Consider the following 24,027-nt stretch of genomic DNA (forward strand, 5'->3'; position numbering starts at 1 on the left):
CCACGCCGCATGTAGCGGCCGTTTCATCCGGAACACGTTGCTAAAATGTAATGTGTATGTAACTAACATGCATGAGTGACGCCGAACAGCCGTCAGAGAGCGAGACACACGACCATCACGAGCATCACGACCACGAGGGGCCGGGCTATGCCACCCCGCAGGCGGCCATCGAGGAGGCCGAGCGCGAACGGACCGCCTACGTGATGGGGCTGCACGTCGGCCAGGACGTCGACGCGCCGGACTTCCTGGCCGTCGTCGACGTAGACCCCGACTCAGACACGTACAGTGAAATCATCAACCGGGTCCAGATGCCGAACAAGGGCGACGAACTCCACCACTTCGGGTGGAACGCCTGCTCGTCGTCGTGCCACATGGAGGGGTTGGAGCGCCGACACCTCGTCATTCCCGGCCAGCGCTCCTCGCGCATCCACATCGTCGACACGAAGGAGCGCCGCGACCCCGAACTGACGAAAGTCATCGAACCGGAGGCGGTGTACGACCACGACCTCTCCGCGCCCCACACCGTCCACTGCATCCCCGACGGTGAGATTCTCATTTCCATGCTCGGCGATGCCGACGGCGACCTCCCTGGCGGCTTTCTGGAACTGAACGACGACTTCGAGGTGCAGGGCCGATGGGACCCGCCCGGCGAGATCGAGATGAACTACGACTACTGGTACCAGCCCCGCCAGAACGTGATGCTGTCGACGGAGTGGGCGGCCCCGAAGACGTACTACCCCGGCTTCGACCTGGACGATGTCGAGGACGGCAAGTACGGCCAGCGGCTCAACTTCTGGGACTGGGAGGCCGGCACCGTCGAGCAGACCATCGACCTCGGCGAGGACGGCCTGATTCCGCTAGAGGCCCGCTTCCTGCACACGCCCGAGAGCACGCACGGCTACGTCGGCGCGGCGCTATCCTCGAATATCATCCATTTCCATGAATCGGATGGCGAATATCACGCCGAGCCGGTCATCGAGTTCGACGACCGCGAACACGAGGGGTGGGACATGCCGGTCCCGGCACTGGTGACGGACATCCTCATCTCGATGGACGACCGCTACCTCTTCGGGTCGAACTGGCTCCACGGCGAGGTGTGGATGTACGACATCTCGGACCCGTCGAACCCCCGAAAAGCCGATTCCATCTCTATCGGCGGCTACTTCGGCGACATCGAGCAGGTCCAGGGTCGCGATATTGTCGCCGGGCCGCAGATGCTCCAGCTCTCGCTCGACGGCGAGCGGCTGTACTGGACGACCTCACTGTTTTCGTCGTGGGACAACCAGTTCTTCCCCGAGGAGGCCGAGCAGGGGTCGGTGATGCTCAAAGCCGACGTAGACCCGCGGACGGGGACGATGTCGCTGGACCGGGATTTCCTCGTGGACTTCGGCGACCTACCCGAAGGCCCTGCTCGCGCCCACGAGATCCGGTGGCCCGACGGCGACTGTACCAGCGACGTGTGGCAATGAGGACGATGCGACTGGGCGGCCGATGACCGAGGTCCTGCTGGACTGGCGGGACAGCGACCGGACGGAGACGGTTTCGGTGCCAGACGGCGAAACGATACTCGACGCCGCGGAGGCCGCGGATATCGGGCTGCCGTTCGGCTGTCGAACCGGAGCGTGCGGGACCTGTACCGCTCGCCTGCTGTCCGGCGACGTGGTCCATCACCGCCCGCCGCGGGCGCTCAAAGAGCAGCATCTGGCGGACGGCTACGTCCTGCTCTGTGTCGCCGAGCCGACGACCGACGCGCACCTCGCCGTCGGCGCGACGGTACAGGCCGAACTGGTGCCGAACCCCTGGAAGTGACCGGCACCGATTCCGCTCAGCCCGACAGCGCTTGCTGGAGGATTTGTCCCAGAAACCCGATAGCTGGAATGACGAACACTGTCGCGTGGACCCAGGCGTCGTAGGTGATGTCGCCAGGCTTGGTCAGGAGAAACAGGCCATAGAGGACGATCATCACGACGACCCACAGGACGGTGATGACCAGGAACGGCACGGCGTCCCGGACCGGCTCGGCGACCGCTTCGCGCAGTGTGGCGGACATACCCGGGTAGTCGGACGGAATCGGCAAAAGCGTACCCCGCGACGGTCCGAACCCTGCCGCCGGTTCGATGCAGTCGGTTTCGGCTTCGATGGCCGCCGGCACGTCCGCGACGGCGCTGTCATCGATGCCGTGCCCCGGACAACGGCGCACCGGACCGCTGACCGGCCAGCTATCGGGAGCCGATTTTATGTATCCTCTCCAGCCATCTCCCAGATATGACCTTCCTCCCGGTTGTTGTCGCCCTGTTCGTGTCGCCGTCCGTCACCACGCTGGTGTACGCCGACGCCAGGCGGCGCGACCTGTCCCAGCGGTACTGCACCGCCGCCGCCTCCGCCGTCGGTCTCGCCAGTTTCGGCGGGTATCTCGCCGCGAGTGTCCTCGGTAGCGGGCTCCTTTCGGCGTTCTACCGCCTGTTGGACCGGCCGGTCATAGCCGTCACGCCGCTCGACCTCCTTTTCTCGCTGCTCTTCTTCGGACTCGCAATCACTGCAGTCGCAGTTCTGGGATACGGGTTCGCCAGCCGGTACGGCCCGCTCGCCCCTTCGTAATTGCTTCGTCGGCCGCCCGACGACCCCTAATTTCAAACCCGGCACGGCCCCACCGGGACGTATGGACGACACTGACTGGATCGGCGAGACGTTCACCAGCACGGCCGGCTGGGATCACTTGGAGACGCTGGTCGACATCGGGAACCGGATGGCAGGCAGCGACGGCGAACGGGCGGCCGCAGAAGCGACTCGGGACGCGCTGGCGGCGTACGCCCGCGACGCTCGGCTCTCGGAGTTCGCAATCCAGGGCTGGGAACGGGGCGACAGCGCCGTCCACGTTGACGGGTCACCGGTCGCAACACAGGCCCACGAGTGTATCGCCCTGCCGCGGTCGCCGGCCGGCGAGGTGACCGGCGAACTGGTCGACGTTGGGCACGGCCTCCCGGAGGAGTTCGAAGACGCCGACTGCGAGGGCCAGATAGTGATGGCCCGCTCTGACGTGCCCGACTGGTACGACCGGTACATCCACCGCCGGGAAAAGTACTATCACGCCGTCGAGGCCGGCGCAGTCGGATTCGTTTACCGCAACCACGTCGAGGGCGTCCTGCCGCCGACCGGAAGCGTCGGGACAGCAGACGCACCTATCGGCGAGATTCCGGCTATCGGCGTCGCCAGCGAGACGGGCGCGCGACTGTCGCGTCGCTACGCGGGCGACGATATCACTGTCAGCGTCGACTGCGGGACGCCCGACGCGACGAGCCAGAACGTCCACGCCGAACTGGGACCGGACACCGACGAACGACTGCTGGTGACCAGCCACGTCGACGCTCACGACATCGCGGAGGGGGCGATGGACAACGGGGCCGGAACGGCGATGGTCGTCGAGGCCGCCCGCGCGCTGGCCGGCCGCGAAGACGAACTGGAGACACGCGTGGAGTTCGTCGCCTTCGGTGCCGAGGAGGTCGGCCTCGTGGGGTCGAACCGCCTCGCCGACGAAACTGCTCCCGACGACGTGACGGCCGTGCTCAACTTCGACGGCGTCGTCCAGGGCCGCACGCTGAAGTGTTACACCCACGGCTTCGACGCACTCGCGGCCGCCGCCGAGGACGTGGCCGACCGCTTCGATCACCCAATCTCGCTCACGCCGGAGCAAGGCCCCCACAGCGACCACTGGCCGTTCGTACGCCGGGGCGTCCCCGGCTATCATGTGACCAGCGAAACCGGCGGTGAGGGGCGTGGCTGGGGCCACACCCACGCCGATACGCTGGACAAACTGGAGCCCCGGACGTTCCGCGAGCAGGCCGTCCTCCTGACCGAACTCGCCGTGACACTTGCAGACGACTCAGTGCGATCTGCTCACAAAGACCCCGCAGAGATAGCCGATGCGCTCGAAGCCCAGAACCTCGCCGAAGGGATGCGGATTACAGGTGACTGGCCCTTCGACGACTGACGCGACGCCAGTCACTTCACTGCCGCGTTCGACTCCCGCCACCTGTGCGAAAGAACTACCAGATTTCTAGCATTTTCGCCTCCTCCAGTGTTCCGGTTCTCTGGTCGCTGACGATTGGATATAATGATTTACTCAGTATAGAAGTAACATATTTCGTAGGTTATTTACCATATGGGTACCTGGAAATCGATGGCAGGTTGATTGGTCTACGTACTGTAGCCGTATGTGAACGCCGTCACCGGCGTTCGCTGCCAAGCTCCCATGCTTATCGGTCTCGCGGAGTCCGAGGCCGAGTCGACGTGAGTAAACCATCCCTGCCGTCGTCAGTCAACACCAACACCAATACCTGACACAACGGCCGTCCATGTGCCAAGACGGCCGTCGTGTCCACTTTCGGACTATTCCTCTGAGGAACACCAGTCAGTAGCGAGCGCGATGCAAGGCGACACCCAGCGGCGGAGCCGGTCTATGACTCGTAGGCCTGTTCTACGTCAGCCTTCGCCGACGGAATGACCTGCTGTTCAGCCCGTCGCATCGACCGCAACGCCTCGTCGGTGAACTCGACGTCGAGCGTAGGGAGGGCTCGTGCCAGACCGCCCAGCACCTCACCAGGGTCGATGGTGAGTTCGAAGGCGAAGGCGTTCTGATTCTCCCGCAGTGGGACGGAGAACTCGAAATGGGTCTGGACGATGTCCGTCGCCCTGTCCTGATCATATGCGTCGGTGACAGCCGTCCAGAAGTCGTCGCTGTCGGCGGCGACAAGCGGTGCGAGGTCGTCCCCGAACGACTGCTGGCGGGCCAGCAGGCTCTCTCGAATCCGGTCCCGGCGGTCGCCACGGACGGTGTCACGAAGTGCGTTCCAGTAGATATCACGGGCCAGCACTTCGTCAGCATAGGTCTCGAACGCCGCGTCAGTGGCGGCGTAATCCAGTACGGGCTCCAGTTGGGCGAGTATCTGTTGCTGGTAGGACTGGAGTTTCGGCCGGACGACGTGGCGCTCCAGCGGGCGGCTGTTGTTCAGCAGTTTGCCCGCAACGCGGCTTCCGCTCCCGTTTGACCCGCGTAGCACGGCTGCCACGTCGAAGGCCGCGTACGTCTCGTCGACGAACTGCGAGAGGTAACGTTCGAACTCCCGTTCGACGGCACGTCGTGTCACACCCGACTCTGTGGGCTGCAGCGACCTATCCCTTACGCCGATGTCCGCTGCCGATAGTCGTTCGCGATACGGGCCGCCGCCCATCGCTGTACAACTAACACGAGCGTTATGACTGTGCATAACTAACCGCGGATGTGCCCAGAGACCTGCCCAGCGACGTCCATGCGGTGCTGACACAACTCGCTGAAGAGGGCGAAACAGCGATTATCGCGGCGGAGTTCGATACGGCCCGACAGACAGTTGCGACGGCTGAGACGGTCAGCCGGAACAAACTGCCGGAGTGTGATCTGCGGTCGCGGTTGTTGCACGGCTGCGAGCAAGTGAACACCGCGCTAGATAACGACCATCCCGATGCTGCCGCCGAGTATCTACGAGCGATGAACCGACGACTTGCGGCCGTCGACGACTGCTGATACCGGTCATCAAACTACTGTTGGCTCCGTAGTATCGAGACATTGGTGGGCCAGCTCCCGTGAGAGTTAAGACACCGAATGATAATACCGTGGTATGTCTCAGCGACTATCGAAGGCCGAGGACACGCTCGCCGACGCGGGCGAACGCGAACTCGTCGTCGGCGGTGACCGGCCGATCCGGATCTCTGCGGGCCATCGACTGCGACACCACGACGGGAAATGTTCGCGCCCACACGGACACAACTACGAGATAACTGTCCGCGTCACCGGCGAACTCACCGACGAGGGGTGGGTCGTCGACAAGGGCGGGGTCACGGACGTGGTCGACGAGTGGGACCACCGCTTCCTATTGGAGGCCGGCGACCCACTGGTCGAGGCCTTCGACGCCAGCGGCGACGGCGACGCTGTGGTCGTCCTCGACCACCCGCCGACAGCCGAAGTCATGGCGACGATACTGGAGCAGCGACTCGCCGACCGCCTCCCGGAGACGGTGTCGGACGTGGCTGTCTCCGTTCGGGAGACCAGCGAACTCTGTACCCGCTGATGCCGGTCGCAAACGACGCGCCCGGGCTCGATATCGAGGGGACCGCCGTCGACGCGGAGACGGGCGATCTCCCTATCAATGAACTGTTCCAGTCCCTTCAGGGCGAGGGCCGACTGGCCGGCGTCCCGAGCGTGTTCGTCCGGACCAGCGGCTGTAATCTGCGCTGTTGGTTCTGTGACTCCTATCACACCTCCTGGGAGCCGACCCACGACTGGTTCACCGTCGACGACGTGCTCGCCGCTATCGAGGCGTACGACGCCGACCACGTCGTCCTCACCGGTGGCGAACCGCTCATCCACGATTCGAGTGCGGACTTGCTAGAGCGGCTGGCCGACCGGGGCTACCACACGACGGTCGAGACCAACGGGACCGTCGTCCCCGACGCCCCTATCGACCTCGCCAGCGTCAGCCCGAAACTGGCCTCCAGTACGCCGACGGCCGAACGCGATCCCGATGGTGACGGCGAGTGGGCGGACCGCCACGAGGAGCGCCGGCTCGACCTGCCGACACTGGCCGAACTCGTCGAAACCTACGACACGCAACTCAAGTTCGTCGTCACGGGCCGCGAGGACATGGCCGAAATCGAGCGCCTCGTCGAGCGACTCCGCGACGCCGCGTCTACCTGCGTTCGTGACGACGACGTGTTGCTGATGCCGGAAGGCCAGACGCGCGACCAACTCGAAGCGACCCGGGAAACGGTCGCGGACCTCGCGCTGGAGTTCGGCTACCGGTACACACCGCGACTCCACGTCGACCTCTGGAACGACGCACCGGGAACGTAACTGCTTGCGACACCACGTACAACGATGACCGACGATACCCGCGCTGTCGTGCTCGCCTCCGGCGGCATGGACAGCGCCACGGCGGCCTACGAAGCACAGACCCGCGGCTACGACCACCTGTACCTGCTGCACACCAGCTACGGGCAGAACACCGAGGACCGGGAGTACGACTGCGCCAGCGCGCTGGCCGACCACGTCGACGCGGCGGACTTCCTCCACGTCGAGACCGGCCACCTCACACAGATCGGTGCGTCGTCGCTGACCGACGACTCGATGGACGTGGCCGACGCCGACACCGACAGCGACGAGATACCGACCTCCTATGTCCCGTTCCGGAACGCCAACCTGCTATCGATGGCGGTCTCCTACGCCGAGGCCAACGACTGCGGGGCCGTCTTCATCGGCGCACACAGCGAGGATTTCTCGGGGTATCCGGACTGCCGGCCCGCCTTCTTCGACGCCTTTCAGAGCGTTATCGACGCCGGCACGAAACCCGACACCGACATCGACCTCGTCGCACCCTTCGTCGAGTGGTCCAAGACCGACATCGCCGAGCGCGGCGTCGAACTCGGCGTCCCCTACGAGGACACCTGGAGTTGCTACCGGGACGACGAACCGGCCTGTGGGACGTGTGACGCCTGTGCCTTCCGGCTCGAAGCGTTCCAGCGAATCGGCGAACGTGACCCCATCGAGTACGCGGAACGGCCGACGTACGCGGAGTAAGTAGATTGCAGGCGGTTGTCTCCCGCTCCGACGGGCTAGTCGTCGGCTTCGTCCCGGACCAGCCCTTCCAGCACGTACTCCGCCGAGGTCCGCGTCGTCGCCAGCGGCACGTCGTGGACGTCACAGATACGCAGGAGTGCCGAGATGTCCGGCTCGTGGGGCTGTGCCGTCAGCGGGTCCCGGAGGAAGACGATGCCGTCCATCCGGCCCTCGGCGACCTCAGCGCCGATCTGCGTGTCGCCTCCCATCGGCCCGCTCTCCTTTCGTTCGACGGTGAGATCGGTCTCTGCCATGATGCGCTTGCTCGTCGTACCGGTCCCGACCAGGTCGAACTCCGACAGCGTGGCTTCGTAACTCTGTGCCAGGTCGATCATCTCGGGCTTCTCGTCGTCGTGTGCGATGAGTGCGACGCGGGTCATATCTGGGGCTCTCGGGCCATCGTCTTATGTCATTTGGACATAGCACCGACTCAACTGTCGACAGAAACCTCTCCGTCAGCGGTAATCGTCACGTCGTGTCCTTCGACACCGAACGTGAGCGACTCCGTCGTCCTCTCTGTGACGACCGCACGGAGTGACTCGATGTCGACGTACGTATCCAGTCCGTCAATATCGTCCGCATCTAGATCTGTCGCTTCGATCACCGCATCGGCAATAACATCACCTGCGGGTTCGGGGCTGACCCAGTCGTCGGACCCCTCCGTGGCCCGGTTCCGCAACATATACACAGTCCCCTCGTTCGAACTCATACCACAGTGTACGCTCCCTTCTCTTATAACAGCAGATGAGTGGTTTCACTGTCTGAAGTAACCGGTGTGCCGATGACAGACCATCGGTCTTGCATCTGACGACTGTCGCTTTGAGCAACGCAGAACGCAGCTATTCGGCACTACCTACCCCCGGACCCGCTGCTCACAGCGATTCGGCGTTCCACCACCTTCGTCTTCTCTCAACCGAACTCTGTTCCGCCCCGGTTACTCCGGCGGTGAGCCGACAAGCGGCCGCTCAGGGGCCGCCAGTGTGTTCTGGACCAGCGTCCGCGTCCCCCGCCGGAGCCGCTCCGACGCGGCCTGACTGGAGATCCCGAGCTCCGCGGCGAGGTCCGAGAGGGACGATTCTCGCGGGACGGTGAAGTAGCCACGGTTGAGCGCGAGCAACAGTACTTCTTGCTGTGGATCCGTCACGCCGAACTGGGGAGAGGCTTCCGTGTCGTCGGTGATGGTCTGAATGTCGATGTTGATATCACTGGACACGAGCACGTCACGGAACGACAGCACCGAACTCTTCTCGGGGAACCGGGCTCGAAACACCCAGTCGTCGCCGGTCTGTGCGGCACCGAGCAGGAACCCGTCCGCGTTCAACAACGCTTCTCCGATCGTATCGATTATCGTGTCAGTTGTATGCAGGGTGTACCAGTGACCATCTCCTTCTGCCGCTACGTGGGCATAGTCGGTGATACTCTCGTCCTGGGCCAGATTCGCTTCGATGGCGGGCCGCTCGACGGGGCCAATCCAGGCGACGGCACGGCAGTCGCCACTCTCGCAGTGAAGTCGCTGTATCCGTATCGCTGCTTTACTCAGCGTTTCAGCTGTTCGCTGCAAGAGGGGGGCATCGATGTGAAATTCTACTATCATGTCTCACTGTCACGCAGCAACGGTGATAAACCCCGGTCAGACAGTTGTCGTACCTGAAAACGGTGCTTGTGTAATTTCCGGGTACTGAAGGCTGACGGCAGTATGGACCGAGGTATAGTTGCTTCAAGCACCAATCGATAGCACTCAGGAAATCCACTTAAATTCACAGCATGGCCTACCATGTCTCAGGCTATGAGACGTGTTTCGGACCACGATCACGCATCAGAGATTCTCACCCTGATACGACCCCTCGTACGTCCCCTCGTGAGCGGCGTCGGCGAGAACGAGCTGTGCGATCCGCGCGCCCTGTTCGAGTTCTATGGGATGGTGGACCTCCAGTAGCCCCTCACCTCGCCCCTCGTAGCCGGCGTCCCAGACGGCCGTATCGAGCATACACGAATTACGGAGCAACGACGACCGCGGGAGGAGAAAGCCGATGTGTCCATCCGGAATGACGACCCGGTCGGCGTACTCGACGATGTAGCCGCCGCGGTCGAGCTGGTAGATACCGTCGCTGGGTTCGAGTTCCCGACGGTCGCCGACGGTCTTGCCGCCGCGTTCGATGCGTCCCGGCTCGCTCTGCTCGTAGATCGCACCGAGCGTGAGGTCGACGCCGTTCGGTTGTACCTGTGATTCTCTCAGGTCGCCGAGGGAATCGGCGACGAACCGCCCGCTTTTGAACATACGCGATTCTGTGCGAGTGTCGTGGAAAGACCTGCCGATCTGGCCGACCGCCGTTCCGGTCGGTTGACTCGCTTCTGAGCGACGGACGGAGCGGGTTTTTATATGAAAAATACGACGGAATACGCGGGATTTATACCGCCGCGCCATCCATTGACGCACGTTATGGGACAGACGCTTACGGAAAAAATTCTCGACGACCATCTCGTCGAAGGGGAGCTAACACCCGGAGAAGAGATCGGTATCGAGATCGATCAGGTGCTGACACAGGACACGACCGGGACGCTCGTCTGGCTGCAGTTCGAAGCGCTGGGCCTCGAAGAGGTCCAGACGGAACTGGCCGCCCAGTACTGTGACCACCAGACCTACCAGTTCGACTTCAAAAACACCGACGACCACCGCTTCCTCCGCTCTGCGGCAGGCACGTTCGGGGCCCACTTCTCGCGCCCCGGTAACGGTATCTGCCACAACGTCCACAAGGAGAACTTCGCCGCACCCGGCAAGACGATGCTCGGGTCCGACTCCCACACGCCGACCCCCGGCGGTCTCGGCGAACTCGCCATCGGGTCCGGTGGGCTCGACGTCGCCGTCGCGATGGGTGGCGGCGCGTACTACATCGAGATGCCGGAAGTCGTCAACGTCCGCCTCGAAGGCGAGCTGCCCGAATGGGCGACCGCCAAGGACGTCATCTTGGAGCTGCTCCGCCGGCTGTCGGTCAAGGGCGGCGTCGGCAAGGTGCTCGAATACACCGGCCCGGGCGTCGAGACGCTGACCGTCCCCGAGCGGACCACCATCACCAACATGGGGACCGAACTCGGTGCCACCTCCTCGATCTTCCCGACGGACGACCAGACCAAGGACTACCTCGAACGCCTCGGCCGCGAGGACGTCTTCGAGGACATCGGCCCCGACGAGGACGCCGAGTACGCCGACGAGATCGTCGTCGACCTCTCGGACCTCGAACCGCTCATCGCCGAGCCGTCCATGCCCGACAACGTCGTCCCCGTCAGCGAAGTCGAGGGCGTCGACGTCGAGCAGGTCATGATCGGCTCCTGTACGAACGGCGCCTACGAGGACATCCTCCCGTCCGCGAAGATGCTGGAAGGGCGCAACATCGACAAGAAGACCGAGATGATCGTCGCCCCCGGCTCCAAGCAGGCCTCCGAGATGCTGGCCCGCGAGGGCTGGACCGCGGAGATGATGGCCGCCGGCGTCAACTTCTCCGAGGCGACGTGTGGTGCCTGTATCGGCATCGGTCACGTCCCGGCCTCCGACTCCGTCTCCCTGCGGACGTTCAACCGCAACTTCGAGGGTCGCTCCGGTATCGAGGACGACAACGTCTACCTCTGCTCGCCGGAAGTCGCCACCGCGGCGGCCATCAAAGGCGAAATCGTCGACCCGCGGGACCTCGCCGACGAACTCGGCGACCTCGAGGCCCCCGGTCTGGAGATGCCCGACCAGTACATCGGCAACTCCGAATCGGACCTCATCGCGCCCGACCAGGCCGTCGACGACGAACTCATCAAGGGCCCGAACATCGGTGACGTGCCGCTGAAGGACCCGCTCGAGACCGAAGTCGGTGGTGAAGCCCTCCTCAAGATGGAGGACAACATCACGACGGACCACATCATCCCGGCCACGCAGGACATCCTGATGTACCGGTCGAACGTCCCGAAGCTCTCCGAGTTCACGCTCTCGCGCGTCGACGACACGTTCGCGGAGCGCGCACTCGAAGCCGACGGTGGCGTGCTCGTCGCTGGCGAGAACTACGGCCAGGGCTCCTCGCGTGAACACGCGGCCCTGTGCCCGATGTACCTGGGTATCGAGACCGTCCTCGCACAGAGCTTCGCCCGCATCCACAAGGCGAACCTGTTCAACTTCGGTATCGTCCCGCTCACCATCGACGAGGAGACCTACGAGAAGATCGAGGAAGGCGACGACATCGAGGTCGTCGACGACGCTGCCGAGGCCGTCCGCTCCGGTCAGGAAGAGTTCACCATCCGCGTGAACGACGACTGGGAAGCGACCGGCCAGCTCGATGCCTCCGAGCGCGAACGCGAGATCCTCGCCGCCGGTGGCAAGCTCTCGCACACGAAACAGCAGCACGACGAAGGCGGCGCTGCACCTGCAGACGACTAGAGAGACTCCGAACATAGTGAGGAGTCTCTTACGGGTCGAACGGCGCGTCGCGCCGTGAGACACGCGAGGTTTCGCAGAAACCTCGTATTGGGAGCGGGACCGCAGGTCCCGCGAGCAGAGCGATTCCGAGCGTAGCGCGGTCGCCTTGCGACCGCGGTTTTTTGTGAGCGGTGAAGCCGGAACAGCGAAGACGCTCGGTTTGTGCGAACGGCGCGAAGCGCCGTGAGACAGTGCGTTGCTCCCCGACCGCGGCTTTTCCGGCAGTGAAATCGGGCCTAGTGCCACGTCTGTCCTAGGTCAACGGCGATATACGAAGTCTGCCTCGCGACAGTGCCAGACCCATCGTGCCCTTCTGTGACTGCTGTCGCTTCCCCGGCGTGTGCAGTCGACTCTGACAGAACCTACATCTAGTACAACTCGGCAGCGATGGAAAAGTTCGGAAAGAGGGGTGGGGGTGGGGGTGGTGGCACCCAAAACGGGTGCAACTACACGTAGACTCGTCAGACTAAAGAACCTTCCGGCGTTCTAACTCTGTCTCGGCCCTATCGATGCATGAACTATCAGCACCTATCGACAAACAGTCAGATACCAGGGTATCTTCGGTCGGCGGTAACACATATGTAGGGCCACACCGAAGTACACATGTGACAACGGTCGCTCCTGACGGGCCGGAGACGCCGGATACGCCAGCGGTTCGGCGCGCCGTCCGCGCGGATCTCATCGAGATCCACCGTATCGAGCAGGCGTCATTTCCACAGCCATGGCCGTTTTCTGCACTGGAGAGCTATCTCGGCGAAGCGGGGTTTCTCGTCGCCGAAACCGGCAACGACGACGGCGACCCGCCCGCTGTCGCAGGCTATGTCATCGCGGATACGGTGCCGAACCACGGTACCCCGCTTGGTCATGTCAAAGACATCGCGGTTCGGCCGGCGTACCGGCGACAGGGCGTTGCGAGCGCACTGTTGCGGCGTGCGATGGAGGTCATCGGCGAGACGGGTGCCGGTTCAATAAAACTGGAGGTTCGAGCCGACAACGAGGGAGCGCGACGGCTCTACCGGCGCTTCGGGTTCGAACACCGGAAGACTATCCCGAACTACTACAGCAACGGCGAGGACGCGCTCGTGATGGTCCGTCTGCTGTAGGCGTTCTGTCTTACTCCGCTGTTGTGTCTCCTCAGTGCAGTCCCGGCGAAGAGCGGGAACGCCGGTCTGAAACGACGACCGCTCCGAGACCCCGACTACATATACGGCTCCGAATCCACGGTTCGGACACCGATGGGATACGCCTGTCCAGTGTGTGACGACCCGCAAGCCGACGACGTGCATCTGGCGAACCACCTCGCGTTCACGGCGATGACCGGCGGCGACGACCACGAGGCGTGGCTCGACGAGCGCGTCCCTGACTGGGGCCAACTCGGCGAAGACGAACTGTCCACCGAGGTCGTCGAGTACGCCGAGGAGACCGAGTTCCCGCAGGTATTCGAGGACACCGTCGACCGCAGCGGCGACGGGCACAGCCACGACCACGATCACGGCCACGGTGACCTCCCCCAGGGCGCGGACCGCCACCGGGGGTCGAACGCGCTGAGCGACCACGACAGCGAGGTGCTGGCCGAGGCTCGGGACCTGACACGGGAGATGTTGCGCGACAGCGACGACGGCGGTACGGCGGACGACGGTTCGGACGCCGATGCTGCGGATGCGACCGCGTCCGGAGACGAAACCGAATAGTCCCGCCGGCGGCAAGGGGACGTATGGAAACTGCAGGGCAGTTCGCGCCGGCATCGGCAGCCGAGGCCCGCGAGCGCTACGAAGCGTTCGGGCCGACGGCGCAGGTCGTCGTCAAGGAAGTCGTGAAGGCGATGGGCCTCGACGCGGAGGCCTACGAAGAACGTGTCACCAGCGAGGTCGTCGAGACCGCCCGCGACGTGCTGTTCGCGGAATCGCTCGCTGTCCAGGTCGGTTCGATGACGGAGTTCGAGGAGTGGCGCGCGGACACCGATTGCGAGGTGACGCTGGTCGGCGCGGAGAACGTCGACAACGTCGTCTGGCACGCCGCACCGTTCACAGAGCAGGCCGTCGCGGCGACGTTTCAGGACGAACGCCGGGCCGCCGTCGGGACGCTCCGTCGCCAGGCTTTCGGCCGCATCTACCGCGAGGTCGTCTGATGCGCCCGGTCACGCGGAACACCCTGCTCGGCATCATCGCCGTCGTCATCCTGCTACTGGCGCTGGGTGCGCTGCCGGGCCTCCTCAAGAGCGGGGACCCCTACTACACTGTCGCCACGCCGACCGACGGTGAGTACAGCGTCGACAACGGCACGGCGCTCAACTGGAGTACCCAATCCGAGCGGCGGTTCCCGTACACGAGCGCGGCGCTTTCCGACGCCTCCCCGTCGGCCGCCGGGCAGTCCGAACCGTACTGGCGCGGGCCGCTCGGATTCAAGGGCGCGTTCACTCACTCGCCCTTTGACGAACGCGACGCACTCAGCCAGCAGTACGACGGGGCCGTGACCGACGACGGCGTCGTCGTCAGGCACAACGGCACGTTTTACCACGTCGCGGTCCGACAAGACGTATGACCCGCGAACCGGCCCACGAGTGGCCAATCGTCGAGAGCGAACGCGAGTACGAGACCGGCTGGTACACCGGCGGTTACGACCGAGTTCGCCAGCCCGACGGCTCCGAGAAGGACTACTACTGGGCCGAACTGCCGGATGCGGCCGTCGTGGTTGCCACGACTGGTAACGAACTCGTCATGGTCGACCAGTACCGCCCGACCATCCGCGAGCAGTGCCTCGAACTCCCGGCTGGCATCGTCGAGGACGACGAGTCCTACACGGCCGCCGGTGCGCGTGAACTCCGCGAGGAGACCGGCTTCGAGGCCGCCGGCGTTTCACTTATCGAAGAGTTCTCGTGTTCGACCGGCGTGCTCCGCCATCGCCGTGGCATCGTCTTCGCCGAGGGGCTCGAACCCGTCGACCGGGACCTCGACGACAACGAGTTCCTCTCGGTGACGACTGTGCCCATCGACGAAGCGTTGCAGGTCGCCCGGCGCGAACCGGCTAACGACGCGACCATCGAAGGTATCCTGCTGGCACAGGCCGATGGCTTGCTGTAGCCGGTGAAGGTTTAGGTATCGCCCGCTAGCGGCTGGATATGGACGGCGAAATCGACACCGACGAGCTGCGGTCGAAACTCGACGAGGAGGCGGTCCGGGTAGTCGATATCCGCTCGCCCGGCGCGTTCGAGCGGGGCCATATTCCCGGAAGCGAGAACGTCCCGTTCCCGTCGCTCGTCGACGAGGTCGAACGGTTCGACGGTGACGACGAAGTCGTGACAGTGTGTCCGAAAGGAAAGTCAAGCGTGCAGGCCGCCCGACTCATTGCGTCGTACGAAGGGTTCGATGGCGACGTGGTAAGCTTCGAACCCGGGCTGAACGGTTGGGACGGACCGCTGGAGCGCGAGAACGCTGGCGGAGAGACAATGTCGGACAGTGCGACTGCCGACGGAGACACCGACGAAGGTCCTGCTGCACCGTTTTAGCCGCTGTTTGGAGTCGAAATGGTGGCTCAGGAAAAGTCCATCGTCACAAGGGGCTCAGCGGGGGTAACATCTCGTCATCGCCACCGTTGAGCCGTACTTGCCCGTGTGGCAAAAGTGCATCCGTTGACGACGACGCGAACGGACGATCTGACAGCATGGGTGCCCGGTATGATCTCCTCGCGTCCTGCTATTCCCGAAACCACTGGAACAAGAGTGGTCGCGCGGCCTGCTGAGCCTGTCCCGGACTACCCGTTGGCCGTTCAGCGGTAGCGGTACTGTCGACTATATAGCGAACATATAAAATACCTATACGACGACAGCTGACGGTTCGGTCGAGTACTCCGTGTCTGACACTGAGACGAGCCAGCCACAGATCGAGCAGGCGCTCGCCGTCGTTCAGCGGGAGATCGACTGTATCGAGGCTGAACTGTCGGCCTTCAGGCGCTTTCGGACCAGACTCGTGTCCATCGAACCGACGGGACAATCCGCAGGCACCGTCGACACCTCAGCCGGGGGGATGTCGGTGCTCAGTGCCCGGCAGCTGAAACCCGATACGAGTCTGCGTGCCGTCCGGGAAGCTTACCGAGAGACAGTCATGGCTGTACCGCACTTCGAGGCCGAGTACGACGATTCGCTGGAGGCGAATATGTCGATGGAGTTCGGGCCGGAACTCGGCACGCAGATCGCGACAGGAACACGCCTGCCCCCGCAATTGTACGAGGCGCTGCTGACCGCGAGCGAGGGGGCACGCGACGAACGCGAGACGTTGCTCCCGGCGCTCGAACGCGAACGGGAGTCGTTACAGTCGGTGCGGGCGACGCTCGACGACTGTGAACGCCGCGGGGCCGCACTCGGTGCGAACGCACGGCGAACGACCGACCCAGCCCGACTCGACACTATCGATGACCAGCTCGCCGAAATCGAAGCCGACTGCGAGACGGCGGCAGCGGCCCGCCAGCGACAGCTACACAGCCGGTCGGCCGCTGCCATCTCGGGCATCGACGGGACCAGTCTCGTCCGGTATCTCTACGGCGACTGTTCGGCGACGTGTCCGGCGCTCGCCGACATCCTCGCGTGCCTCGATACGATCAGGCGGCACCGCCGTCACTGTCTGGTTTCGACACGCTGAGATCACAGAACGGCTGTCCGTCGTTCCCTGTAATGACGACCCTCAGGACTGCGGTCGTGGTGCGGCCTTCTGGAGCGCGCTCTCGGCGATGTTGCCGCCGTAGTCGGCGGTCCGGGACAGGGAGTCGACGATGAGGCCCAGTACCTGTGCGCTCTGTGGGTCGAACTCGCGGATCTGCCCGTCGACTTCGCGAGCGGTTCCGTCGACGTCGGGGATCTGGCTCCGGGCCTCGTTTGCCAGTTCGACGGCCTCGTCGGAGTCCTCGGTCAACAGTGCGTCCATCGCGGTCTCGGGGACGGCGATAGCCTCGGCTTCCAGCTGATCGAGCAGTTCTGCGGTTTCCCCAGTTATTTCCCCGATTTCCTGGGAGAGGCTGGCGATCTTGGTTGCGTGGTCGGCGATACGCTCCAGTTGACGGGCGCTTGACTGGAAATCGAACACGGTCTCGCGTGGGAACCCGATCTCGTCAGCTGTCGTTGGGTTTCGGAGGACGGTGCGAAACACGCGCGAAACCATGTACCAGAGGCGGTCCACGTCGTCGTCGCGTTGCATCACGTCCGCCGCGAGGTCGTCGTCGTCCTCGATGAGCGCCTCGACAGCGTCGGAGAGCATCGTCAGCGAGACCAGCCGCATTCGTGTGATCGCGTTGTGGACCGACAGCTCCGAGGAGTCCAGCAGGTCCTGCAGGACAACCCGGTCAGTCGTCTCTTCGATCATCTCTAAACCGACCAGTCCCTGGGTCGCATCGCGGATGATCCGACGCTGTTCGGCCGTTATCCGCGTTGCTTCGAGCTGGATGATGTCGAAGCCGCTGACGTACATCGTCATCACCGCCCGCGTGAGTTCGTGCCTGTTTTCGAGTCCCTCCACGTCAAGCGTGCCCTCCACGCGGCCGTTGTCCCGCTGTGGAGCGAGCAACAGCAGGTCCCGTTCGGCGTGGAATTCGACGACGCTGCCCGCGCTCACGTCGTTTTCTGTCGCCCACTCTTTGGGGAGGGAGACGGTGTATGTCGACCCGCCTGTCACCTGGACCTTGCGTGTCTCCATGTGGCTGGCACTCGTTCACGGGATGATATAAATCCACTCATATCTATATACTATATCCAAGCTCTAATATTTGGGGACATATTCTCCGGATGACCGTCGCTCCGGCGACGATATTCGCCGGTAACGGTGATTCAAACGGCTGAAAAAGCTATATTCACCGCTCGTTCATATACGGTGTATTCGGGATGCTGAAGGCACAATGGCGACGTGATTGCTGATATATGCCCGCCTATTTGCGGGTGTTTAACATACTATATCTATATAGTAATAACCCAATAGATATAGCTATCTTAGCAGGTTACTTATTACCTGTCTCACTGGACTCTGGTGATGGCGCACGATCCAGACGGGCTGTCAGAGTTCGTATCGCGGCGGAAATTCATCGCAACGACGGGTGCGACCAGCATTGCTGCAATCGCCGGCTGTTCCAGCGGCAGCGGCGACTCCGAGTCGGACGGGGGCGCCGGCGAGAGTGCGGACACCGAAGCGGTGTCGACGGAGATGGAAGCGACCGAAAGCACCGACGAGGGTGGTAGCTCCGGCGGTACCAGCGCACTCGAATCCGGCGGCTCCTCGACGGTGTACCCCATCGCGAACACGGCGGCCTCTTACTGGAACGCCAACCGGCCGGCCAGCGACACCGAGTACTGGCCCCACGGCGAGTACGACATCGACACGGACCAGAATCTCGCCGACTACTGGGCGGGGCTCTACGGGTTCGAGGCCGGCGGTGAGGACGGCCCGCCGTTCCAGTTCACGGTCGGTCTTTCCCACTCCGGGACCGGCGTCGAGAAGGTCATGAACGGCCAGAACGACATCGGCAACTCTTCCGGGAACGTCGAGGACGAACTCCCCGACCGTGACTCCTACGAACAGTTCGTCGACCACGTCGTCGGCGTGGACGGCCAGCCGCTGGTCGTCTCCCAGGAGATCGCCGACGCCGGTGTCGAACAGGTCACCGGTGATCAACTCAAGGGCCTCTACAAGGGCGAAATCACCAACTGGAGCGAACTCGGCGGCCCGGACCGCGAGATTCAGGTGCTCGGCCGCGTCAAGGGCTCCGGGACGCGAACGTCGTTCGTCTCCAATGTCTTCGGCAACCCCGAAGAAGACACCTCTGTTGCTAACCGCTACGGCCAGAACCAGCGCCTCGCACAGGCCATCGCACAGGCCGACAACGCTATCAGCTACCTCGCGCTGGCGTTCATCGACACCGACGGCTTGGCCCCCATCTCGCTGGAATGGGAGGGGACAACCTACAGCTATCAGGACGACCAGAACGGTCTCGATTCGAAGGCGTACCCCCTCTCGCGCGACCTCCACATGTACACATGGGAAGGCACCTCGAAGAAAGAGGCCGCGGTCATCAACATGATCCTATCTGACTTCGGTCAGGACACCTTCGTCGCGCCGAACAACTACTTCAAGCTCGGCTCGCGCCGCCGCGAGGAAGAGCGCGCCAAGCTCCCCGATCAGGTGTAATCGACCGCGGTTCGAGTCGATCTGACGATTATCGGCCGTGTCGGTCGATTTTCCATACTATGACAGAGGACATACCTACGACGGAGGGCGAGGCGGTGTCGAACGGGGACAGAGCTGACGGGTCGACGCTCGCCGTCGTCACGATAGCGACGACGCTGGTGGCGACGATTCTCGTCTTCCTGTTTCGGCCCGCTCTTGCGTTGCCCATGCTACTGGCGTTCGTGTTCGTCACGGCGGTCGGCTGGGTCACCTATCAGGCCGAGGTTGCACGCCTGCTCACGCTGGTCGCGACGATCCTCACCGTGCTGACCGTCGCGTTCATCACGTTCTTCCTGTTCGCGAGCGCGCTGCCGGCGTTTCTCGAACACGGGACCGGACTGCTACTGATTCCGGAGCAGGGCGGGGAGGCCCGCTGGTTCTTCTGGCTCGAAACCGTCCTGCCGTCGGATTCGACGTTCTGGAACCCGCTCAGCGGGGCTTACTCGCTGATACCGATGATCTGGGCGACGGTGGTCGTCACCGTCATCGCAGGCGCGGTGGCGGGGCCGCTCGGCCTGTTCGGCGCGCTGTTTATCGCCGAGGTCGCCAGCGACCGCCTGCGGGAGATAATCAAGCCCGGCGTCGAGATCCTGGCCGGCATCCCCTCCATTGTCTACGGGTTCATCGGCTTCCAGGTGCTGAACGGCTTCATCCAGACGAACTTCCTCGACGACGGGGCGAGCTTCCTCATCGCTGGCATCGTCGTGGGCGTGATGGCGCTGCCGACGGTCGTCTCCGTCGGCGAGGACGCCCTCTCTAGCGTCCCACAGTCGATGGGCGACGGCTCCGTCGCCATGGGCGCGACCGAGTGGCAGACGATGAAGAGCATCTCTATCCCGGCGGCGTTCTCGGGCATCTCCGCGGCCGTCATCCTCGGCCTGGGCCGGGCCATCGGCGAGACGATGGCCGTCGCCGCGATCATGGCTTCGGGGACACAGTTCGCCGACCCACTGTTCGACATCTTCGACGCGAACGCGACGCTGACCAGCCTGATCGCGACCCAGTACGGGAGCGCATCCGAGAGCACCGTCGACGTGCTGTTCGTCGCCGGCGTCATGCTGTTCGTCATCGTCGCCGGGATGAGCATCGTCTCGCAGTACATTGAGCGACGTATGCAGCGGAAACTGAAGGGGCAACAATGAGTGACGCCTACGCGACCACGGACCGACTCGTCAGTGCGGATTCGAACAGCTACGACCGGGGGCTCGATACGGCGATCGCGCTGAGCGTCGTCGGCTTCACGCTCGGACTCATCACGCTGGTGAATCTGGTCCCGCCCGGTGCCAGTGGCAGTGCCCTCACCACGGCGCTCGGGACGCTACTTGCTGTCGTCGTCGGCGCGGTCGGGATCACCGGCCTCGCCTCCTACACCAACGTCGTCCCGGTCACCTCACAGCGAGTGCGCGGCATCGGGCTGGGCCTCGTCGTTTCGACGCTTGCGCTGACCGCGCTTGCCGCGGTCCTTCCCGTGACGATGGCGACGCTGCTTGGAACCGTGTTGCTGGCCGAAGCGCTGGCGATCACTGCCGCCGGTGTCTCCTCCCGGCTCGAACTCGTGGACACGGAACCGAACATGAGCGCCGGGCTGCTCTCCGGCGGCGCGCTCGGCGCGGTCGGCCTTGCTATGGGGGCTGCCATCGGCGGTGCGCTCACCAGTGCCGGCTCACTCCTGTGGCTCGTCGGGGCCGTCGTCGCCGGCGTCGGGCTGTTCCTGCTGGCGATTCTCCCCCGCGAGGACCTCGGTTCGACGCTCCCGACAGCCATCGTGGTCGGCGCGCTCGGGCTGACAATCGTGACCGGCACCATCGGCGTCGGCTGGCAGTGGAACCCCCAGACGCTCTCCGGTGGCTTCACCGGCGGCGCGGTCATCCCCGTGTTCCTCCTCGTCGGGACGCTCCTGTCAGCCTGGTCGGCCGCCAAGTGCCGGGCCGGGTTCGGCGCTCGGGGCCGCGAGTACGGAGCTTTCTTCGTCATCAACCTCAACGCCTTCCTGATGGTGGCCGTGATGGCGACAATCGTCGTGTTCGTGACGCTCAAGGGCGTCGGCTACGCCGTCCACGGACTTTCGGTCGGTGCGCTGACCGCCCTGGTCCTCCTGACGCCAGCCCTCCTCGCCGCCGTCCAGTTCGCTCGCACACCCGCGGGAACGGGTGACTGGAACGACGGCGCTCGACAGCTGTTCCGGGTCCTCCCGCTGGCGGCAGTCGGCGCGCTCGCCGCAACGTTCGTGAGTGTACTCGTCACCGGGTCCCCGCTGCGCTATTCCTACGCCTATATCGTCCAGGTCAACCGACAGGGACAGCCGCTCGATACGGCACTCGCGGTGACCCCCGACACGACGGTCGGGCCGCTACTGCTGCTCGCACCAGCGGTGCTGCTCGCAGTCACCTTCTTCCGGTCGTTCGGCTCGCTCCGAAACGTCGGGACGCAGTCAGAGCGGACCGGGTCGATCCGACAGGCCGTCCCGACCGCGGTCCTCGTGCTGGTCGTCCTCATCGGCTTCTTCCTGATTCTCGGCCCGGCTCCGTTCGGTCTCTCCCTCGGTGAGACGCTCGGATTCGCTGCTGTCGTCGCCGGAGCAGTCGCCGCGGGCGGCCTCGCCGTCTCCCCGCTCGTCGGCGTGCTCACGAGCGACGGACCGACGCTGGCGGACAGCGCACAGCGCGAGGCCCCGCTGTTCACGCTGGGGGTCTTCGGCGGGCTCGGACTGTTGCTTGCCGCGCTGTTGCTCCAGCCCGTCGCCGGCATCAATCCGCGGGTCGGCCCGGTGAACCTCGTGCCCGCGGTCGCGTTCGGGGCCGCCGTCGCCTCGCTCGTACTGGCGACGCTCACGACTGTCGCAAAGCGGTCCAGCGAGGAGACGATCACCCGCCGGTTGCTCACTGAGGAGACGCGACTCGGCCTCATCGGCGCGGCCGGCTTTACCGCCCTAGTGGGTCTCCACGTCGCCGCTACCGGCGTCTCGTTCACCGTGCTCGGCGTCGCTGTCTCGAACGAGGGGAGCCTCTCGTGGCCGATGGTGATGCAGGCCTACATCCCGCTTGGGGCCGAACCTGGCGGGATCATGCCCGCAATCGTCGGCACGGTGTGGCTGGTCGTCGGGGCGACGCTGTTCGCCGTCCCGCTGGGGGTCGGTGCGGCGGTTTTCCTCACCGAGTACGCCGAGCAGGGCGAGTTCACTGCGGTCGTCGAAATCGCGACGAACGCGCTCTGGAGCACGCCGAGTATCGTCTTCGGTCTATTCGGGGCGGCGTTCCTGATTCCGCGGCTGGGCGGCGACGAGTCGCTGCTGGCCGGAATGCTGGTGCTTGGTTTCATGCTCTTGCCGCTGGTGCTCATCACCTCGCGGGAATCGATCAAGGCCGTTCCCGACGAGTACCGGGACGCCAGCGCGGCCCTGGGTGTGACCCAGTGGGAGACGATCAAGAGCGTCGTCTTGCCGGCGGCGATGCCGGGCGTCATCACCGGTGTCATCCTCGGCGTCGGCCGTATCGCCGGTGAGACCGCCCCGCTCATTCTCGTCCTCGGATCGACGCTGAACGCGACAGAAAGCGTCGACGTCATCGACGGCTTCCGATTCGTCTCGGGGCCGCCGTTCATCGCTAACGACGCCTTGCTGACGGCCTCGGCGTCATTGCCGACACAGGTGTGGGCCGTCATCGCGGCCGGGGTGTCGGGGTCGCCGCAGATGGGGTGGGCGACGGCGTTCATCCTGCTGATGGTCGTCCTGACGTTCTATGCGGTCGGTATCACGGCGCGGACGTACTTCCGGAGGAAACTCAACTATGAGTGATAGCATCAACACGGAGCCGAGCACGGACACGCAAACGAACGGCGAGCAGACGGTCACAGCCACCTCGCCGAGCACCGAAACGACGGCCGGTGAGAGCGAGGAGCAGGTCCGCGAGGAGTGGCGGCAGTACGAGTTTGACGGCGATACGAAGCTCTCGGTCGAGAACCTCGACGTCTGGTACGGCGACGACCACGCGCTGAAAGACGTCTCGATGGAGATCCCGGAAAACAGCGTCACGGCACTCATCGGCCCGTCAGGCTGTGGCAAGTCGACGTATCTACGATGTCTGAACCGCATGAACGACCGCATCAAGGCCGCCCGCATTGATGGTTCGGTCGAACTGGAGGGCACCGAAATCTACGACCCCAACGCCAACCTCGTCGAACTCCGCAAACGTATCGGGATGGTGTTCCAGTCGCCGAACCCGTTCCCGAAATCCATCCGGGAGAACATCTCCTACGGCCCGCGCAAGCACGGCGAGATCAACAAGGGCCTGCTCGCGCGCCTGTTCGGGCGTGACGACACCGAAAAGGAGGGTGAACTCGTCGAACGCTCGCTGAAGCAGGCCGCCCTGTGGGACGAGGTCAGTGACCGCCTCGACGACAACGCCCTCGGCCTCTCGGGCGGCCAGCAACAGCGGCTCTGTATCGCCCGCTGTCTGGCCGTCGACCCCGAGGTCATCCTGATGGACGAGCCGGCGTCGGCGCTCGACCCAATCGCCACGTCGAAAATCGAGGACCTCGTCGAGGAGCTGTCGAAGGACTACACGGTCGTCATCGTCACCCACAACATGCAGCAGGCGGCCCGCATCTCCGACCAGACCGCCGTGTTCCTCACTGGCGGCGAACTCGTGGAGTACGACGACACGGACAAGATCTTCGAGAACCCCGAGAGCCAGCGCGTCGAGGACTACATCACCGGCAAGTTCGGGTGA

The 24,027-nt window shown here is 64.2% G+C and carries 27 protein-coding genes; 20 read left to right on the top strand and 7 right to left on the bottom strand.

What is annotated here, in order from left to right:
- Nucleotides 1-71 precede the first annotated feature (71 nt).
- Both Har1131_RS04535 and Har1131_RS04540 read left to right on the top strand, forming a co-directional pair.
- Nucleotides 72-1,469: a selenium-binding family protein gene (locus tag Har1131_RS04535; RefSeq protein WP_050037086.1), complete on the top strand. Its 1,398-nt coding sequence runs from the start codon at nucleotides 72-74 to the stop codon at nucleotides 1,467-1,469.
- Nucleotides 1,470-1,491: 22 nt separating this feature from the next.
- Nucleotides 1,492-1,809: a 2Fe-2S iron-sulfur cluster-binding protein gene (locus tag Har1131_RS04540; RefSeq protein WP_014041323.1), complete on the top strand. Its 318-nt coding sequence runs from the start codon at nucleotides 1,492-1,494 to the stop codon at nucleotides 1,807-1,809.
- Nucleotides 1,810-1,825: 16 nt separating this feature from the next.
- On the opposite strand, the gene Har1131_RS04545 is transcribed toward Har1131_RS04540, so the two are convergent.
- Nucleotides 1,826-2,050 carry a hypothetical protein gene (locus tag Har1131_RS04545; protein ID WP_050007275.1) on the bottom strand — a complete coding sequence of 75 codons (225 nt, stop codon included), beginning with the start codon at nucleotides 2,048-2,050 and terminating at the stop codon, nucleotides 1,826-1,828.
- Between the two features lie 215 nt (nucleotides 2,051-2,265).
- On the opposite strand from Har1131_RS04545, the gene Har1131_RS04550 reads away from it, so the two are divergent.
- Both Har1131_RS04550 and Har1131_RS04555 read left to right on the top strand, forming a co-directional pair.
- A complete protein-coding gene (locus Har1131_RS04550) occupies nucleotides 2,266-2,598 on the top strand; it encodes a hypothetical protein (RefSeq protein WP_151145244.1) in 333 nt (110 codons plus the stop codon).
- Nucleotides 2,599-2,659: 61 nt separating this feature from the next.
- Nucleotides 2,660-3,988, top strand: a complete 1,329-nt coding sequence (locus Har1131_RS04555; protein WP_050037085.1) for a M28 family peptidase — start codon at nucleotides 2,660-2,662, stop codon at nucleotides 3,986-3,988.
- Nucleotides 3,989-4,454: 466 nt separating this feature from the next.
- Here the strand turns inward: Har1131_RS04555 and Har1131_RS04560 are convergent, their stop codons facing one another.
- On the bottom strand, nucleotides 4,455-5,144 hold the full coding sequence (locus Har1131_RS04560) for a hypothetical protein (protein ID WP_151145247.1): 690 nt from the start codon (nucleotides 5,142-5,144) through the stop codon (nucleotides 4,455-4,457).
- A 134-nt stretch (nucleotides 5,145-5,278) separates the two neighbouring features.
- Here Har1131_RS04560 and Har1131_RS04565 point away from each other — a divergent pair, with 134 nt between their 5' ends.
- The 4 genes from Har1131_RS04565 to queC all read left to right on the top strand — a co-directional run bounded on the left by Har1131_RS04565 (nucleotide 5,279) and on the right by queC (nucleotide 7,606).
- Complete coding sequence (locus Har1131_RS04565; RefSeq protein WP_014041318.1) at nucleotides 5,279-5,557, top strand: hypothetical protein; 279 nt, start codon at nucleotides 5,279-5,281, stop codon at nucleotides 5,555-5,557.
- Between the two features lie 94 nt (nucleotides 5,558-5,651).
- Entirely contained in the window at nucleotides 5,652-6,101 is a 450-nt protein-coding gene (locus Har1131_RS04570; RefSeq protein WP_014041317.1) for a 6-pyruvoyl tetrahydropterin synthase family protein, read from the top strand.
- Nucleotides 6,101-6,883, top strand: coding sequence for a 7-carboxy-7-deazaguanine synthase QueE (locus Har1131_RS04575; protein ID WP_151145251.1), 783 nt, complete (start codon nucleotides 6,101-6,103; stop codon nucleotides 6,881-6,883). Before Har1131_RS04570 ends, Har1131_RS04575 begins: the two co-directional genes overlap by 1 nt.
- 24 nt (nucleotides 6,884-6,907) lie before the next feature.
- Nucleotides 6,908-7,606, top strand: coding sequence for a 7-cyano-7-deazaguanine synthase QueC (gene queC, locus Har1131_RS04580; protein ID WP_014041315.1), 699 nt, complete (start codon nucleotides 6,908-6,910; stop codon nucleotides 7,604-7,606).
- Nucleotides 7,607-7,641: 35 nt separating this feature from the next.
- On the opposite strand, the gene Har1131_RS04585 is transcribed toward queC, so the two are convergent.
- The 4 genes from Har1131_RS04585 to Har1131_RS04600 all read right to left on the bottom strand — a co-directional run bounded on the left by Har1131_RS04585 (nucleotide 7,642) and on the right by Har1131_RS04600 (nucleotide 10,124).
- The gene (locus tag Har1131_RS04585) at nucleotides 7,642-8,025 is read right to left on the bottom strand and encodes a methylglyoxal synthase (RefSeq protein ID WP_014041314.1); all 384 of its coding nucleotides are present in this window, start codon (nucleotides 8,023-8,025) and stop codon (nucleotides 7,642-7,644) included.
- Nucleotides 8,026-8,075: 50 nt separating this feature from the next.
- Complete coding sequence (locus tag Har1131_RS04590) at nucleotides 8,076-8,354, bottom strand: HalOD1 output domain-containing protein (protein WP_014041313.1); 279 nt, start codon at nucleotides 8,352-8,354, stop codon at nucleotides 8,076-8,078.
- A gap of 225 nt (nucleotides 8,355-8,579) precedes the next feature.
- Complete coding sequence (locus Har1131_RS04595) at nucleotides 8,580-9,239, bottom strand: helix-turn-helix domain-containing protein (protein ID WP_005537411.1); 660 nt, start codon at nucleotides 9,237-9,239, stop codon at nucleotides 8,580-8,582.
- Between the two features lie 222 nt (nucleotides 9,240-9,461).
- Complete coding sequence (locus Har1131_RS04600; protein WP_315898943.1) at nucleotides 9,462-10,124, bottom strand: deoxyuridine 5'-triphosphate nucleotidohydrolase; 663 nt, start codon at nucleotides 10,122-10,124, stop codon at nucleotides 9,462-9,464.
- Between Har1131_RS04600 and Har1131_RS04605 the strand changes: the two genes are divergently transcribed.
- The 8 genes from Har1131_RS04605 to Har1131_RS04640 all read left to right on the top strand — a co-directional run bounded on the left by Har1131_RS04605 (nucleotide 10,086) and on the right by Har1131_RS04640 (nucleotide 16,732).
- Complete coding sequence (locus Har1131_RS04605; protein WP_151103815.1) at nucleotides 10,086-12,059, top strand: aconitate hydratase; 1,974 nt, start codon at nucleotides 10,086-10,088, stop codon at nucleotides 12,057-12,059. The two genes, Har1131_RS04600 and Har1131_RS04605, sit on opposite strands and share 39 nt — an antisense overlap.
- 644 nt (nucleotides 12,060-12,703) lie before the next feature.
- A complete protein-coding gene (rimI, locus tag Har1131_RS04610; protein WP_014041310.1) occupies nucleotides 12,704-13,201 on the top strand; it encodes a ribosomal protein S18-alanine N-acetyltransferase in 498 nt (165 codons plus the stop codon).
- Between the two features lie 132 nt (nucleotides 13,202-13,333).
- The gene (locus Har1131_RS04615; protein ID WP_044952035.1) at nucleotides 13,334-13,789 is read left to right on the top strand and encodes a DUF5810 domain-containing protein; all 456 of its coding nucleotides are present in this window, start codon (nucleotides 13,334-13,336) and stop codon (nucleotides 13,787-13,789) included.
- Nucleotides 13,790-13,812: 23 nt separating this feature from the next.
- A complete protein-coding gene (locus Har1131_RS04620; protein WP_151145254.1) occupies nucleotides 13,813-14,226 on the top strand; it encodes a DUF5809 family protein in 414 nt (137 codons plus the stop codon).
- Nucleotides 14,226-14,639, top strand: a complete 414-nt coding sequence (locus tag Har1131_RS04625; protein WP_050037081.1) for a hypothetical protein — start codon at nucleotides 14,226-14,228, stop codon at nucleotides 14,637-14,639. The genes Har1131_RS04620 and Har1131_RS04625 overlap by 1 nt, the downstream gene beginning before the upstream one ends.
- Nucleotides 14,636-15,178: an NUDIX hydrolase gene (locus Har1131_RS04630; protein ID WP_050037080.1), complete on the top strand. Its 543-nt coding sequence runs from the start codon at nucleotides 14,636-14,638 to the stop codon at nucleotides 15,176-15,178. The genes Har1131_RS04625 and Har1131_RS04630 overlap by 4 nt, the downstream gene beginning before the upstream one ends.
- Nucleotides 15,179-15,216: 38 nt before the next feature.
- Nucleotides 15,217-15,603 (top strand): rhodanese-like domain-containing protein, encoded by a 387-nt coding sequence (locus Har1131_RS04635; RefSeq protein WP_050037079.1) that lies wholly within the window; start codon nucleotides 15,217-15,219, stop codon nucleotides 15,601-15,603.
- 343 nt (nucleotides 15,604-15,946) lie between these two features.
- Complete coding sequence (locus tag Har1131_RS04640) at nucleotides 15,947-16,732, top strand: hypothetical protein (protein WP_014041304.1); 786 nt, start codon at nucleotides 15,947-15,949, stop codon at nucleotides 16,730-16,732.
- 42 nt (nucleotides 16,733-16,774) lie between these two features.
- On the opposite strand, the gene Har1131_RS04645 is transcribed toward Har1131_RS04640, so the two are convergent.
- On the bottom strand, nucleotides 16,775-17,779 hold the full coding sequence (locus Har1131_RS04645; protein ID WP_014041303.1) for a phosphate uptake regulator PhoU: 1,005 nt from the start codon (nucleotides 17,777-17,779) through the stop codon (nucleotides 16,775-16,777).
- Between the two features lie 330 nt (nucleotides 17,780-18,109).
- Between Har1131_RS04645 and Har1131_RS04650 the strand changes: the two genes are divergently transcribed.
- Genes Har1131_RS04650 through pstB form a run of 4 tightly spaced genes read left to right on the top strand, consistent with a single transcriptional unit; the run spans nucleotide 18,110 to nucleotide 24,027 of the window.
- Nucleotides 18,110-19,261 carry a substrate-binding domain-containing protein gene (locus tag Har1131_RS04650; protein WP_151145257.1) on the top strand — a complete coding sequence of 384 codons (1,152 nt, stop codon included), beginning with the start codon at nucleotides 18,110-18,112 and terminating at the stop codon, nucleotides 19,259-19,261.
- Between the two features lie 59 nt (nucleotides 19,262-19,320).
- A complete protein-coding gene (pstC, locus tag Har1131_RS04655; RefSeq protein ID WP_014041301.1) occupies nucleotides 19,321-20,442 on the top strand; it encodes a phosphate ABC transporter permease subunit PstC in 1,122 nt (373 codons plus the stop codon).
- Nucleotides 20,439-23,093: a phosphate ABC transporter permease PstA gene (gene pstA, locus Har1131_RS04660; RefSeq protein ID WP_151145260.1), complete on the top strand. Its 2,655-nt coding sequence runs from the start codon at nucleotides 20,439-20,441 to the stop codon at nucleotides 23,091-23,093. The genes pstC and pstA overlap by 4 nt, the downstream gene beginning before the upstream one ends.
- Nucleotides 23,086-24,027, top strand: a complete 942-nt coding sequence (gene pstB, locus Har1131_RS04665) for a phosphate ABC transporter ATP-binding protein PstB (protein ID WP_014041299.1) — start codon at nucleotides 23,086-23,088, stop codon at nucleotides 24,025-24,027. The genes pstA and pstB overlap by 8 nt, the downstream gene beginning before the upstream one ends.

Origin of the sequence: Haloarcula sp. CBA1131, from assembly GCF_008728975.1 — an archaeon.
Taxonomy (GTDB): domain Archaea; phylum Halobacteriota; class Halobacteria; order Halobacteriales; family Haloarculaceae; genus Haloarcula; species Haloarcula hispanica.

Excerpts from the sequence above, each read along its gene's own strand:
- Har1131_RS04535 (WP_050037086.1), top strand. The coding sequence starts at position 72 with ATGAGTGACGCCGAACAGCCGTCAGAGAGCGAGACACACGACCATCAC.
- Har1131_RS04540 (WP_014041323.1), top strand. The coding sequence starts at position 1,492 with ATGACCGAGGTCCTGCTGGACTGGCGGGACAGCGACCGGACGGAGACG.
- Har1131_RS04545 (WP_050007275.1), bottom strand. The coding sequence starts at position 2,050 with ATGTCCGCCACACTGCGCGAAGCGGTCGCCGAGCCGGTCCGGGACGCC.
- Har1131_RS04550 (WP_151145244.1), top strand. The coding sequence starts at position 2,266 with ATGACCTTCCTCCCGGTTGTTGTCGCCCTGTTCGTGTCGCCGTCCGTC.
- Har1131_RS04555 (WP_050037085.1), top strand. The coding sequence starts at position 2,660 with ATGGACGACACTGACTGGATCGGCGAGACGTTCACCAGCACGGCCGGC.
- Har1131_RS04570 (WP_014041317.1), top strand. The coding sequence starts at position 5,652 with ATGTCTCAGCGACTATCGAAGGCCGAGGACACGCTCGCCGACGCGGGC.
- Har1131_RS04575 (WP_151145251.1), top strand. The coding sequence starts at position 6,101 with ATGCCGGTCGCAAACGACGCGCCCGGGCTCGATATCGAGGGGACCGCC.
- queC (WP_014041315.1), top strand. The coding sequence starts at position 6,908 with ATGACCGACGATACCCGCGCTGTCGTGCTCGCCTCCGGCGGCATGGAC.
- Har1131_RS04585 (WP_014041314.1), bottom strand. The coding sequence starts at position 8,025 with ATGACCCGCGTCGCACTCATCGCACACGACGACGAGAAGCCCGAGATG.
- Har1131_RS04590 (WP_014041313.1), bottom strand. The coding sequence starts at position 8,354 with ATGAGTTCGAACGAGGGGACTGTGTATATGTTGCGGAACCGGGCCACG.
- Har1131_RS04595 (WP_005537411.1), bottom strand. The coding sequence starts at position 9,239 with ATGATAGTAGAATTTCACATCGATGCCCCCCTCTTGCAGCGAACAGCT.
- Har1131_RS04605 (WP_151103815.1), top strand. The coding sequence starts at position 10,086 with ATGGGACAGACGCTTACGGAAAAAATTCTCGACGACCATCTCGTCGAA.
- Har1131_RS04600 (WP_315898943.1), bottom strand. The coding sequence starts at position 10,124 with ATGGTCGTCGAGAATTTTTTCCGTAAGCGTCTGTCCCATAACGTGCGT.
- Har1131_RS04615 (WP_044952035.1), top strand. The coding sequence starts at position 13,334 with ATGGGATACGCCTGTCCAGTGTGTGACGACCCGCAAGCCGACGACGTG.
- Har1131_RS04620 (WP_151145254.1), top strand. The coding sequence starts at position 13,813 with ATGGAAACTGCAGGGCAGTTCGCGCCGGCATCGGCAGCCGAGGCCCGC.
- Har1131_RS04625 (WP_050037081.1), top strand. The coding sequence starts at position 14,226 with ATGCGCCCGGTCACGCGGAACACCCTGCTCGGCATCATCGCCGTCGTC.
- Har1131_RS04630 (WP_050037080.1), top strand. The coding sequence starts at position 14,636 with ATGACCCGCGAACCGGCCCACGAGTGGCCAATCGTCGAGAGCGAACGC.
- Har1131_RS04635 (WP_050037079.1), top strand. The coding sequence starts at position 15,217 with ATGGACGGCGAAATCGACACCGACGAGCTGCGGTCGAAACTCGACGAG.
- Har1131_RS04645 (WP_014041303.1), bottom strand. The coding sequence starts at position 17,779 with ATGGAGACACGCAAGGTCCAGGTGACAGGCGGGTCGACATACACCGTC.
- Har1131_RS04650 (WP_151145257.1), top strand. The coding sequence starts at position 18,110 with ATGGCGCACGATCCAGACGGGCTGTCAGAGTTCGTATCGCGGCGGAAA.
- pstC (WP_014041301.1), top strand. The coding sequence starts at position 19,321 with ATGACAGAGGACATACCTACGACGGAGGGCGAGGCGGTGTCGAACGGG.
- pstA (WP_151145260.1), top strand. The coding sequence starts at position 20,439 with ATGAGTGACGCCTACGCGACCACGGACCGACTCGTCAGTGCGGATTCG.
- pstB (WP_014041299.1), top strand. The coding sequence starts at position 23,086 with ATGAGTGATAGCATCAACACGGAGCCGAGCACGGACACGCAAACGAAC.